The organism is Streptomyces sp. NPDC008121 (genome assembly GCF_042957155.1).
Classification (GTDB): Bacteria; Actinomycetota; Actinomycetes; order Streptomycetales; family Streptomycetaceae; genus Streptomyces.
Genome location: NZ_JBIBHT010000008.1, coordinates 1 through 11,928 on the forward strand (window position 1 = coordinate 1; position 11,928 = coordinate 11,928).

Here is an 11,928-nt window from a genome sequence, read left to right on the forward strand (position 1 = left end):
GGTACTGCAGGGGGGACCCTGTGGGAGAGTAGGACGCCGCCGAACAATCATTGTGGGAAAGCCCCGCACCTTATGGTGCGGGGCTTTTCTGCGTTCAGCCCCGGGTCGTCGGGGAGACCAGGCCGGCGTCGTACGCCAGGATGACCGCCTGGACACGGTCCCGGGCGGCGGTCTTCGCCAGAATGCGGCTGACATGGGTCTTCACCGTGGACTCCGCCAGGTGGAGACGCTCGGCGATCTCCGTATTCGTCCAGCCCTGGGCGATCACCGTGAGGATCTCGCGCTCCCGCTCCGTCAGCGACGCCAGACGCGGCTCCGGCCGCGCGGAGCCGGCCCGCTCGGCCTGGCCGGCCTCGTCGTCCGCACCCGTGGGCAGATGGTGGATGTAGGCGTCCAGGAGACGCCGGGTCAGGCTGGGAGCCACCACCGCGTCGCCGCTCGCGACCGCGCGGATGCCCGCCAGCAGCTCCTCCGGCTGGGCGTCCTTCACCAGAAAGCCGCTCGCGCCCGCGCGCAGACCGTCGTACGCGTACGCGTCGAGGTCGAAGGTCGTGACGATCAGAACCCGGCTCGGGGCACCGAAGGCGATGATGCGGCGCGTCGCCTCGATGCCGTCGAGGCCCGGCATACGGATGTCCATCAGGACCACGTCCGGACGGTACCGGTCCACCAGGCGGACCGCCTCCGTGCCGTTCGACGCCTCGCCGACGACGGTCATGTCGTCCTGGCTCTCCAACAGCATGCGGAAGCCGAAGCGTTGCATCGCCTGGTCGTCCGCGATGAGCACAGTCGTCACGAGGGGGAATCCTCCAGCGGAAGTCGGAGCCGAACGCGCCAGCCACCGGACGGCAGCTGGCCCGCCTCGAGTGTGCCCGTATACAGGGTCGCGCGCTCCCGCATGCCGGCGATTCCCCGGCCTTCGCCCCGCGGAGCCCCGCCGCCGCTGCCCGAATCCGTCACCTCCACCGCCAACCCGCCCTCCCCGCAGGCGAGGACGACCGAGGCCCGCGCTCCCGGGCCCGCGTGCTTCAGGGTGTTCGTCAGGGCTTCCTGGACCACCCGGTAGACCGTCAGCTGCGCGCCGGCCGACACCTCCCCCGCCGCCGGCTCGTCGCGGGACTCCAGGCGTACCGGCAGACCCGCCGACCTGACCCCCGCGATCAGGGACGGCAGATCGGCGAGCGTCGGCTGCGGATCGCGCACCGCCTGCGGGGACTCGTCGCGCAGCACCCCGAGCAGCCGGCGCAGCTCCGTCAGGGCCTGGCGGCTGGTCGTGCCGATGGCGTCGAGGGCCTCGGCGGCCCGCTCGGGGCGCCTCGCCGCCGCATACTTACCGCCGTCCGCCAGACCCGTGATCACGGAGAGATGGTGGCCGACGATGTCGTGCATCTCCCGGGCGATCCGGGTGCGTTCGGCCGCCGCCGCCAGCCGCGCCTGCTGGTCGCGCTCCACCTCGAGGCGCCGGGCACGGTCGACGAGCGCGGCGGTGTAGTCCTGGCGGGAGCGGACCGCGACGCCGAGGAGGGCGACCATCGCGTACGCCCACAGCGCCGGTACGACCTGCTGGTCCCAACTCCCCTGCGGGAAACGGACCGCGCCGACCACCAGCGGCGCGGCGAGGAACACCGCACTCCAGGCCAGGAACCGGGGCGGCAGGCGCAGCGAGACATGGAAGACGAGGATCAACTGGAGATAGCCGGCCTGCAGAAAGGCCCCGCTCCACGTGCTGACCAGACAGGCGCAGGCCATCACCGCGAGCACCCTCATCGGGTGGCGGCGGCGCCACAGCAGCGGGACCGACAGGGCCAGGCTCAGGGCGAGCACCAGCCAGACCGGTACGGAGGGGTCGCGGGCGATGTTCCGCCAGCCGCCCGCCGCGTCCGTGAGGGCGGCGCCCGTCCAGAAGAGGGTCAGTACGGCGTCCCAGACCCGGGGCCGGCGGGCATCGAACTCCCGTACGCGCCGGGCCTGGAGCTGGAGGTACCGGCTGAGCGGCGGGGCGGCCGCGGGCCAGTCCGCGTCCTGCCCCCGGGTCGCCCCCGCGTTCTCCACCAGGGCGGACCCGTCGTCCGTCGGCCCTGGCCGCATGTCGCCCGTACCCGCCTCTGTGATCACGGGCTCATCGTCATACGTCACGGCGCTTCAGCAACAGAGCCGGTACGGCCAGAGCCACGGCCGCCCACAGGCAGAGGGCGAGCAGCGCGGCGCCGGGGGAGGCAGCGCCGGGCATCGGGGCGGCCGAACCGAGGGCGCCGGCGGCCTGGGTGGGGAAGTACCGTACGGCCGTCTCCACGGCGTCGTACGGCAGCGCTCCGAGAACCTCCGGCAGGACCATCACGCCGCCGATGAACGCTCCGATGGCGCCCGGTACGGAGCGCAGTGCGGCGCCGAGGCCGAGGGCGACGAGACCGAGGAGGGTGACGCCCGCGGCGTTGCCCGCGAGGGCCCCCAGGACACCGTCGTCGGTGAGGGAAGCGGCCTGGTCCGTGTCTCCGAGGAAGACCTGTGCGGTGAGGAAGGTGACGAGGGCGGCCACGAAGGAGACCGTGAAGACGGTGGCCGAGAAGACGGCGGCCTTCGCCCACAGCACGGGGAGACGGCGGGGGACGGCGGTCAGGGAGGCGCGGATCATGCCCGTCGCGTACTCACCGGCGGTGACCAGGATGCCGAGGACGGCCAGGCAGATCCCGCCGAGCTGGGAGCCGTAGAGGGAGAGGACGACGGTGTCGACGTCGGAGTCGCCGCCGTCGCTGGTGTACGTGGCGCCCATCAGGATGCCGACGCCGAGCACGAGGGCGGCGGAGGCGAGGAGGGTGATCCAGGTGGAGCGCAGGGTCCGGAGCTTGTGCCATTCGGAGCGCAGCACCCGAGCGGGCGTCACGCGGTAGGCGGCGGCGGTCATGGGCGCGGCGGTGCGGGTGGGGCCGGGGTGGGTGAGAGACGTGGTCACGCTGCTGCTCCTGCCGTGGTGGTGGCCTGGTACTCGACCGAGTCGTGGGTGAGGTCCATGAACGCCTGCTCCAGGGAGGCCTCCTGGGGGGTCAGTTCGTACAGCGGTACGCCGTGCCCCGCGGCCGTGCGGCCGATGGCGGCGGCTTCCACACCGGTGATCCGGAGGGTGTCGGGTCCCTCGTCGGTGATGCGGGCGGCGGCCGGCAGCAGGGTGCGCAGGCGGTGGGGGTCGGGGGTGACGACCTTGACCGAGCCGCCTCCCGCCTCCCGGACGAGCGCGGCGACGGTGGTGTCGGCGAGGAGGCGGCCCTTGCCGATGACGATGAGGTGGTCCGCGGTCAGGGCCGTCTCGCTCATGAGGTGGGAGGAGACGAGGACGGTACGGCCTTCGGCGGCGAGCGACCTGAGGAGGGTGCGGATCCAGAGGACGCCGTCCGGGTCGAGGCCGTTGACCGGCTCGTCGAGGATGACCGCGGCCGGGTCGCCGATGAGGGCGGCCGCGATGCCGAGCCGCTGGCCCATGCCGAGGGAGAAGCCCTTCACGCGCTTGCCGGCGACGTCGGCCAGGCCGGTGAGGCCGAGGACGTGCTCGACGCGGGAGCGGGGGATGCCGTGGGTGTGGGCGAGCGCCATGAGGTGGTGGAAGGCGGAGCGGCCGGGGTGCAGCGAGCGGGCTTCGAGGAGCGCGCCGACCTGGGTGAGGGGGGCCGGGTGGGTGGCGTACGACCGGCCGCCGATGGTGGAGCGGCCGCGGGTGGGGGCGTCGAGTCCGAGGAGCATCCGCATCGTGGTGGACTTGCCCGCGCCGTTGGGGCCGAGGAAGCCGGTGACCGTGCCGGGGCGGACGGTGAAGCCGAGGTCCTGGACGACCGTCTTGTCGCCGTACCGCTTGGTGAGTTTCTCTGCTCGGATCATGCTGACGACGCTAGGGAGCGGAGGGCGTCGGATCGTCCGACCGTGGGGGGAAGGGCGGCGCGGGCGTAGTACCGGGGTACGACGGGGGCGGGCAAAAGGCGTTGTCAGGGGGTGGCCGGATGGTGATGATCCCCGTATGGACTACACGATTCGAGCCATCCGCGCCGACGAGTGGGAGAAGACCCGCGCCATCCGGCTGGACGCCCTGCGGGACCCGGCCGCGGGCATCGCCTTCCTGGACACCTACGAGGCCGCCGTCGGGCGGCCCGAGTCGTTCTGGCGGGAGCGTGCCGAGGGGTCGGCCGAGGAGTCCGGCAGGGCCCGGCAGTTCGTCGCCGAGGCGCCGGACGGGAGCTGGGTCGGCACGGCCACGGTGCTGGTCGAGCGGCCTTCGGACGAGACGCGCTTCGGTGCGCCGGCGAAGGTCGACCAGACGCATGTCGTGGGGGTGTACGTACGGCCCGGGGCGCGGGGCACCGGTCTGACGGAGCGGCTGTTCCAAGGCTGTGTGGAGTGGTCCTGGGGGCTGTCGGAGCCGGTGGTGCGGCGGGTCCGGCTGTACGTCCACCAGGACAACGCGCGGGCTGCCGCGTTCTACCGGCGGTTCGGGTTCGTCGCCACGGGGGAGCGGGTCCCGGTGCCGGGGGACGCGTCGACGTACGAGTGCGAGTACGAGATCCGGCGGCCGGCGGCTCGGGCCTGAAGCGTGAGCCCCGGCTCGGGGCCGGTGGCGCTGGGTCAGGTGTGGGGCAGGGGTTCCGCCCAGCGGGAGCGGGCCTGTTCCCGGGATCGGAGGAGGACCGTGGTCGGCAGGCCCTCGTCGTGGCCGCGGGCCAGGAGGTCGGGGAGGCGGGGGAGCGGAGCCACGGCGGCGATGTCGTCGAGGACGAGCGTGAGTGGTGGGTCGAGCCGACCGTCGGTTGACCGTGCGGCCAGGCGGCGGCCGTGCTCGACCACGCTCGCGGTGAGGGCGGTCAGCAGAGGCATCGCACCGGGACGTGCGCGGGGGTCCTCGACCGGTTCACCCACCACGTAAAGGGTGCCCCCCTCGGCGATGAAAGATTCCAGCGTCAACGAATCCGTTCGATTCGGTGTGCACGCTTCCCGGATGTGGACCGAGGAGAGCGACGACAGGGCGCGTGCCGTCAACTCTTGCGCCATCTCGCGGCGTTCCGGGTAGGCGGTCAGCGCCGACTCCAGGAGTCCGGCGTGGCCGCCGGCCGCCTTGGGGTGGGTGCGGAGGATGCGTACGGGCTCGTGGGCGCCCGTGCCCTGAGCCCAGCGGTGGATCTGCCGGAACGGACGCTCGTCCACGGCGGCCGCGTGCAGCCAGCAGCGCAGGAGCGTTTCGGCGGTCTCGGCGACCGCGGCGTCGAGGCGGGACGGCGGGCGTACGGGGGCGAGGAGCGCGCTCGCCCGTTCCTGGGCCGTGGCCGGGTCCTCGCACCGGGTGGCCGGCGACCAGTGGAGCCGGGCGGGGGTGTCGCAGAGGTGACCGGGGTCGTAGACGAGGACGGGGCCGAGCTTGCCGCGGGCGTCCTTGGTCTCGGCCCAGACGGTCGGGTCGGAGGTCACGACGAGCGCGGGGCCCTCGGCGTCCTGGACGGCCTGGAGGGCGGAGGGGCGGCGGGCGGCGGGGGAGCCGTAGAGGAGGCGCGGTGCGCGGGGGGAGGGGAGGACGGGTTCAGGGGCGAAGGGCCCGGCGGCGAAGGGTCCGGCGGTGGAGGGCTTGGCGAGGGGGGCGGGGGCGTGGGCGGGGGCGGGCGCCTCGGGGGCCCACTCGTGGGTCGGCGCCGGGGCCGGGACCCGGCCGTGGTCCTGCGTCGGGTCCTGTCCTGGTTCCTGCGCCCGTACCGCTGCCGGCTCCCGTACCGTCTCCCGTAGCTCGGCCGGGCCTCCGGCGGGCAGGGGCGGTTCCGGCTCCCGTACTTCCCGTCCCGGCTCCCGTACCTCGGTCGTGGCCTGCGTCGGCTCGTACGCGCCGCGTCCGCCGGTCCGTCGGGCGGCCCGTACCGCTCTCCACCGTGCCAGCGTCCCCACCGCGAACACCACGAGGACCACCAGCACCATCAGTTCGCCGATGAGCAGGCCCCAGAACAGGCCGTACCCCGACAGCTCGGCCGCCGGGGTGTCGGGCCAGGCGCCCGGGAGGTCCTGCGGGCTGCCGATCAGGGCGCGGAGGGCGAGCGGGGTCCGGGTGAGGGTGACCCCGGTCGGCCATCCGCCCTTCGCGAGCAGACCGGCCAGGCCGGTCGCCGTCCACACCAGCACGCTCAGCGCGAACAGGAACCCCAGGAGCCCCACGAGAAGCCCGTCGGAGACCCCGCCCGACCGCTGGTCCTTCGCCATGTCATGCCACCGTTGACTCGGAGGGGCCGTTCACCTGCTGCTCGATGAGGGCGGCCCGTTGCTCGGCTTCCCACTCCGCGGCCCGCAGGTCCTCCGGGAGGTCGTCCGGAATCGAGGACTCGGTCATGGCGCGGTCGGTGTAGACGAGCGGGCGTTCCTTCTCGGTGATGAGGTGTTTGACCACCTGCACATTGCCGTTGACGTCCCACACGGCGATGCCGGGGGTGAGCGTCGGGATGATCTCGACCGCCCAGCGTGGCAGGCCGAGGACCCGTCCCGTGGCCCGGGCCTCGTCGGCCTTCTGGGCGTAGATGGTGCGGGTCGAGGCCATCTTGAGGATGGCCGCGGCCTCCCGGGCCGCCGCGCCGTCGACGACGTCGGAGAGGTGGTGGACCACCGCCACGAAGGAGAGGCCGAGCCGACGCCCGAACTTGAGCAGGCGCTGGAACAGCTGCGCGACGAAGGGGCTGTTGATGATGTGCCAGGCCTCCTCGACCAGGAAGATGCGCTTCTTCCGGTCGGGGCGGATCCAGGTGTGTTCCAGCCACACGCCGACGATCGCCATGAGGATCGGCATGGCGATGGAGTTGCGGTCGATGTGCGAGAGGTCGAAGACGATCAGCGGGGCGTCGAGGTCGATGCCGACGGTGGTCGGGCCGTCGAACATGCCGCGCAGGTCGCCGTCGACCAGCCGGTCCAGGACGAGCGCGACGTCCAGGCCCCAGGCGCGGACGTCGTCTATGTCGACGTTCATCGCCTCGGCCGATTCGGCCTTGGGGTGGCGCAGTTGCTCGACGATGTCGGTGAGGATCGGTTGGCGGTCGGTGATGTGTTCGTTGACGTAGGCGTGGGCGACCTTCAGGGCGAAGCCGGAGCGTTCGTCCAGGCCGTGGCCCATGGCGACCTCGATGATCGTACGGAGCAGGGCGAGCTGCCCGGTCGTGGTGATCGACGGGTCGAGCGGGTTGAGGCGGATGCCGGCGTCGACGGCGACCATGGGGTCCAGGCGGATGGGGGTTATTCCCAGCTCCTGGGCGATGAGGTTCCATTCGCCGACGCCGTCCTCGCCCTGGGCGTCGAGGACGACGACCTGCCGGTCGCGGAAGCGGAGCTGGCGCAGGACGTATGTCTTCTCCAGCGCGGACTTGCCGTTGCCGGACTCTCCGAGGACGAGCCAGTGGGGGGCCGGGAGCTGTTGTCCGTACAGCTGGAAGGGGTCGTAGATGTATCCCTTGCCGCTGTACACCTCGCGGCCGATGATGACGCCCGAGTCGCCGAGGCCGGGGGCGGCCGTGGGCAGGTAGACGGCCTGGGCCTGTCCGGTGGAGGTGCGTACGGGCAGCCGTGTCGTCTCCACCTTCCCGAAGAGGAAGGAGGTGAACGCCTCGGTGAGGGCGGAGAGCGGATCTCGCATGGCACGGGCCCCTTAGCGGCTAGCGGCGGATGCCGGTCGCGAACGGCAAGGTGTTCACAAAGGCCCGGTGGTGCTCGCGGTCGCACCACTCCAGCTTCAGGTACGACTTGCCGGCGGAGGCCCTGATCGTGCGCTTGTCCCGGGCCAGGGCCTCGGGTGAACGCGACGACACAGTGATGTACCCGACGAGGTTGACGCCCGCCGCGCCGCTGGCGAGATCTTCACCCCGCTGGTCGAGCCGGCCGTGGGCGGCGATGTCGCGGGGGTCGACGGTGCGGTTCATCTTGGCCTGGCGGGAGGCCTCGGCCTCGTCGTTGGTCTTCTCGGTGAGCATGCGCTCGATGGCGACCTCGGTGGGTTCGAGGTCCATGGTGACGGCGACGGTGCGGATGACGTCCGGGGTGTGGACGAGGAGCGGGGCGAGGAAGTTGACGCCGACGGGGGTCATCGGCCACTCCTTCACCCAGGCGGTGGCGTGGCACCAGGGGGCGCGGGTGGAGGACTCGCGGGTCTTGGCCTGGAGGTACGTGGGCTCCATGGCGTCGAGCTCGGCGGGCCAGGCGTTGCGCTTGGTCATGGCCTGGATGTGGTCGATGGGGTGGTCCGGGTCGTACATGGAGTGCACGAGGGAGGAGAGCCGGGACTGTCCGAGGGGCTGGCGGACCCGGATGTCTGCTTCGGCGAGGCGGGCGCAGATGTCGGTGAGTTCGCGGGCCATGACGACGGCGAGGCCGGCGTCGCGGTCGAGCTTGCGGGCGCCGGAGGCGTGGCGGGCGGCGCGGGCCATGGCGTTGGCCTCGGCGGCGAGTTCGCGGGTGTAGTGCATGCAGGCGACGAGGTAGGCGCGGTGCTGCTCGCTGGAGGTGGAGACCATCGACTGGAGCTGGTCGTACGACTCCTGGAGCCAGCCGGGTGCTTGCGGGTCGCCGCGCTGGCCGACGTCCTTGGCGTGGGCGTCGGGGTCGGCGGGGAGGGTGCGGGCGAGGATCTGGAGGCGGGTGACGAAGCCGTCGCCGTTGGCGACGTGCTTGAGGAGCGTGCCGAAGCGGTCGACGAGGGCTTCCTGGTCCTCGCTGTCGCGCAGACCGACGCCGGGGCCCTCGATCTCGATCGCGGCGGTGACCGTGCGCCGGTCGGCGTGGAGGAGGACGGCGATCTCGTCCGGGCCGAAGGGCGCGGACATCCAGCTGATCCTGCCGATGCCGGGTGGCGGGCCGACCTCGACCTCGCGGCCGTCGAGGCGGGTGCCGGCCTCGACGGCGGTGGAGCGGTAGGCCGTGCCGCGTTTGAGGGAGCGCTTGTAGCTGCGGTTGATCTCGAACCACTTGTAGAACGTGCGGTGCTTGTACGGGACGTAGACCGCGGCGAGCGCGAGCATGGGGAAGCCCGTGAGCAGCACGATCCGCAGGGTCAGGACGGGGACGATCAGACCGCTCATCATGCCGAGGAACGCGCCGGCGATGATCAGCGCGATCTCGCCCGTCTCGCGGTTCTTGCCGACGATCGCGTTCGGCCGGGCGCGGCCGATGAGATACGTGCGGCGGGGCGTGACCGGATGGGACTGGGTCGTCAACGCCCTCCACCTCCAGAGTGCTTTCGGTTGCTGTGCGGTGTGCCTGACGTGGGGCTGCTGCTACGCGGCGGGGGTGCGGCGGAGGGGACAGTTCCGCCGCCGCCCCCGGCCGCGCCGCCGCGGCTGCTGTGGGCCGCGACGCCGCCGGCGAGGGGGTTGGCGGGGCGGGCGCCGCCGCTGTTGGAGGCGGACTGGCCGCCTCCGCCGTCGCCGCGGCTGCTGTGGGTCTTGATGCCCTGGGAGACGAGGGAGGCGGGGGAGGAGAGGACGGCGGCGGCCGCGTTCTCGCCGGAGCGGTGGAGCCGGTTGTTGCGGGAGGCGACGATCTCGTCGCCGAAGCCGGGGACGAAGCGGTAGATCATGGCGGAGGCGAAGATGGCCAGCAGGATGATCGCGAGCCCGGAGACGACGGCGGAGAACGAGTCGGGTCCGGTGCCGGAGGAGAGCGCGCCGGCGAGTCCGAGGACGATGACGATGACGGGCTTGACGAGGATGACCGCGATCATGACCCCGGCCCAGCGGCGGACGTGGCCCCACATGTTCTTGTCGACGAGCCCGGCGTAGACGACGACGCCGAGGAGGGCGCCGACGTAGAGCAGCACGGCGCGCAGGAACAGCTCCAGGTAGAGCACGCCGGCGGCGAGGACGGTCACGAGCGAGACGATGATCAGCATGATGGGGCCGCCGCCGATGCTGTCGCCCTTCTGGAGCGCTTCCTTGAAGCTCCCGAAGAAGACGTCGGTCTGCCGGCCGGTGCCGGAGGCGATGACCTCGGTGACGGCGTCGGTCGCGGAGACGACGGTGTAGAGGATCAGCGGGGTGAAGGCGGAGGCGAGGACGGTCAGCCAGAGGAAGCCGATGGCCTCGGAGATGGCGGTGGTGAGGGGGACGCCGCGGATGGCTCGCTTGGCGACGGCGAGGAGCCAGAGGAGGAGGGTGAGGACGGTGGCGGCGGCGAAGACGACGGCGTAGCGGGCGAGGAAGGCTGAGTTGGTGAAGTCGACCTCGGCGGTCTCCTTCACGGCCTTGGAGAGCGCGTCGACGATGGAGACGGCGGCGTCGGCGCAGCCGTGGGCGAGGGAGGAGAGGGGGTCGAGGGCGGAGGTGGGGTCGTCGATGCGGGGGGAGCGGGTGCCGGCGGAGTCGCCGTCTTCGCAGTAGTCCCTGGCCTGGCCGACGATGAGGTCGCACGGGTTGTCGCTGCGGCTGGGCGACGGGGAGGGTGTCGGGGTGGGGGCGGCGTAGGCGCGCGCCGACAGCAGGACGACCGCGCTGGGCAGCGCGGCGGCCAGGGTGCCGAGCCTACGGAGACGGGTACGCCGGTCAGCGGGCATAGGTGAACCCTCCGTATCCCTCGACGGCCTCGGCGATCTCGTCCGCCACGGAGGCGCGGTTGTCGCCGTTGACCGGCGTGGGGCCTTCGGTCTGCTCGGACGTGACGATCTTCCAGTCGTTCTCCACCCACCGGAGCTTCTGGGTGATGGTGAACCAGTTGGAGGTGACCGGCTTGGTGGAGCCTTCGCCCGCCAGGCCGACGAGGCCGGTGCACCAGACGTCGACGGTGGCGGAGTCGGCGGTGAACTCCCGCACCTTGGCGCCGACGGGGACGGTGCGGGACACGAAGGTCATGCCGGTCGGCGCGGTGCCGTTGGCGTCCAGCCCGATGTTCGCCAGGAAACCGGGGGAGTAGGACTCGTCCAGCCTTTTGAGCAGGCCGCTGACCACCGCGGGGTCGTGGGTGGTCTCGACGATGGCCTGCCGGGGCCCCGCCTGGAACATGTCGACGGAGCCGAGCGCCACGGCGTAGTTCGACGCCGCGCTCTGCGCCCCCTGTTCGTCGTGGGCGAAGCCCGTGGGGATCTCGCCCGTTCTGCCCGTCACCGGGCGGACTCCCGTCGCCGAGGTCGGGGCGCCCGCGTCCGCGGGGGACTTGCCCTGGGAGGCGGCCGGGCCGTCCGTCGGGTCGCCGTCGCCGCGGTTGGCGAAGGCGATCGCGGCGATCAGCAGGACCACCACGCCCACGACCGTGATCAGCGAGCGCGAGCTCCGCGTCGGGGGGCGCCGGGCGCCGCCGCCGTGGACGTCGCCGCTGCCGCCCTCGGGCAGGCGGGTGCGGGTCTGGCCCGAGCCGCCCACGCCGCCGAAGCCGTCGTGCTCATCGCCGAGGCTCATGACGGGTACGCCCCCTCAACCGTTCGCGGGTACGACAGAAGTCGTGCTGTGCTCCGCGCGGGCGCGGTGTGGTGACTGGACATCAGGGATCGTGACCTCGGTGGTTAGACGGCCATCCCGTACACGATGGTGAACAGCGTCCCCAGTGACCCGATGATGAAGACGCCGGTGAGACCGGCCACGATCAGGCCCTTGCCCTGCTCGGCGCTGAACGTGTCCCGCAGGGCGGTCGCGCCGATGCGCTGCTTGGCCGCGCCCCAGATGGCGATGCCGAGGCAGAGCAGGATGGCCACGGCCATCACGACCTCGATCATCACCTTGGCCTCGTTGCCCAGGCTTCCGAATGGCCCCCAGTTCGGGGCGATTCCACCGATGATGGTGGTGATGTCGCCCTTTGGCGCCGCCAGGTACATGTAACTCACCGCCCCTGTTGGGTAGTTCGTCGCCCCTGCCGGATGGCATGGGTCATCGTCCTATCTTCGCTGATGAAACCGCTCGCGTGTGACGGCTTGACGGCTCTCTTTACCCGATCCCCGCACACGTGACCGATTCG

General features: G+C 72.1%; 11 protein-coding genes. 1 reads left to right on the forward strand and 10 read right to left on the reverse strand.

Going from position 1 to position 11,928, the window contains the following annotated elements:
- Nucleotides 1–94 precede the first annotated feature (94 nt).
- Genes ACFZBD_RS24995 through ACFZBD_RS25010 form a run of 4 tightly spaced genes read right to left on the reverse strand, consistent with a single transcriptional unit; the run spans nt 95 to nt 3,867 of the window.
- Nucleotides 95–796 (reverse strand): response regulator, encoded by a 702-nt coding sequence (locus ACFZBD_RS24995; RefSeq protein WP_391143380.1) that lies wholly within the window; start codon nt 794–796, stop codon nt 95–97.
- Nucleotides 793–2,112 carry a histidine kinase gene (locus ACFZBD_RS25000; RefSeq protein WP_391144337.1) on the reverse strand — a complete coding sequence of 440 codons (1,320 nt, stop codon included), beginning with the start codon at nt 2,110–2,112 and terminating at the stop codon, nt 793–795. Before ACFZBD_RS25000 ends, ACFZBD_RS24995 begins: the two co-directional genes overlap by 4 nt.
- Before the next feature lie 13 nt (nt 2,113–2,125).
- A complete protein-coding gene (locus tag ACFZBD_RS25005; protein WP_391144340.1) occupies nt 2,126–2,902 on the reverse strand; it encodes an ABC transporter permease in 777 nt (258 codons plus the stop codon).
- A 44-nt stretch (nt 2,903–2,946) separates the two neighbouring features.
- Nucleotides 2,947–3,867, reverse strand: a complete 921-nt coding sequence (locus tag ACFZBD_RS25010; protein ID WP_391143383.1) for an ATP-binding cassette domain-containing protein — start codon at nt 3,865–3,867, stop codon at nt 2,947–2,949.
- A gap of 136 nt (nt 3,868–4,003) precedes the next feature.
- Between ACFZBD_RS25010 and ACFZBD_RS25015 the strand changes: the two genes are divergently transcribed.
- Nucleotides 4,004–4,570: a GNAT family N-acetyltransferase gene (locus ACFZBD_RS25015; RefSeq protein WP_391143385.1), complete on the forward strand. Its 567-nt coding sequence runs from the start codon at nt 4,004–4,006 to the stop codon at nt 4,568–4,570.
- A 35-nt stretch (nt 4,571–4,605) separates the two neighbouring features.
- Here the strand turns inward: ACFZBD_RS25015 and ACFZBD_RS25020 are convergent, their stop codons facing one another.
- The 6 genes from ACFZBD_RS25020 to ACFZBD_RS25045 all read right to left on the reverse strand — a co-directional run bounded on the left by ACFZBD_RS25020 (nt 4,606) and on the right by ACFZBD_RS25045 (nt 11,788).
- Entirely contained in the window at nt 4,606–6,216 is a 1,611-nt protein-coding gene (locus tag ACFZBD_RS25020) for a type VI secretion protein (protein WP_391143389.1), read from the reverse strand.
- A 1-nt stretch (nt 6,217) separates the two neighbouring features.
- Entirely contained in the window at nt 6,218–7,630 is a 1,413-nt protein-coding gene (locus ACFZBD_RS25025) for an ATP-binding protein (protein WP_391143391.1), read from the reverse strand.
- Nucleotides 7,631–7,649: 19 nt separating this feature from the next.
- Nucleotides 7,650–9,203, reverse strand: a complete 1,554-nt coding sequence (locus ACFZBD_RS25030) for an SCO6880 family protein (protein ID WP_391143394.1) — start codon at nt 9,201–9,203, stop codon at nt 7,650–7,652.
- Complete coding sequence (locus ACFZBD_RS25035; RefSeq protein ID WP_391143396.1) at nt 9,200–10,537, reverse strand: hypothetical protein; 1,338 nt, start codon at nt 10,535–10,537, stop codon at nt 9,200–9,202. The genes ACFZBD_RS25030 and ACFZBD_RS25035 overlap by 4 nt, the downstream gene beginning before the upstream one ends.
- Complete coding sequence (locus ACFZBD_RS25040) at nt 10,527–11,375, reverse strand: hypothetical protein (RefSeq protein WP_391143399.1); 849 nt, start codon at nt 11,373–11,375, stop codon at nt 10,527–10,529. The genes ACFZBD_RS25035 and ACFZBD_RS25040 overlap by 11 nt, the downstream gene beginning before the upstream one ends.
- 104 nt (nt 11,376–11,479) lie before the next feature.
- Nucleotides 11,480–11,788, reverse strand: coding sequence for a hypothetical protein (locus tag ACFZBD_RS25045; RefSeq protein WP_365718875.1), 309 nt, complete (start codon nt 11,786–11,788; stop codon nt 11,480–11,482).
- Nucleotides 11,789–11,928: the final 140 nt, after the last annotated feature.

Coding starts and splice junctions, on each gene's coding strand:
- ACFZBD_RS25020 (WP_391143389.1), bottom strand. CDS start 6,216: ATGGCGAAGGACCAGCGGTCGGGCGGGGTCTCCGACGGGCTTCTCGTG.
- ACFZBD_RS25005 (WP_391144340.1), bottom strand. CDS start 2,902: ATGACCGCCGCCGCCTACCGCGTGACGCCCGCTCGGGTGCTGCGCTCC.
- ACFZBD_RS25040 (WP_391143399.1), bottom strand. CDS start 11,375: ATGAGCCTCGGCGATGAGCACGACGGCTTCGGCGGCGTGGGCGGCTCG.
- ACFZBD_RS25025 (WP_391143391.1), bottom strand. CDS start 7,630: ATGCGAGATCCGCTCTCCGCCCTCACCGAGGCGTTCACCTCCTTCCTC.
- ACFZBD_RS25015 (WP_391143385.1), top strand. CDS start 4,004: ATGGACTACACGATTCGAGCCATCCGCGCCGACGAGTGGGAGAAGACC.
- ACFZBD_RS25010 (WP_391143383.1), bottom strand. CDS start 3,867: ATGATCCGAGCAGAGAAACTCACCAAGCGGTACGGCGACAAGACGGTC.
- ACFZBD_RS25045 (WP_365718875.1), bottom strand. CDS start 11,788: ATGTACCTGGCGGCGCCAAAGGGCGACATCACCACCATCATCGGTGGA.
- ACFZBD_RS25035 (WP_391143396.1), bottom strand. CDS start 10,537: ATGCCCGCTGACCGGCGTACCCGTCTCCGTAGGCTCGGCACCCTGGCC.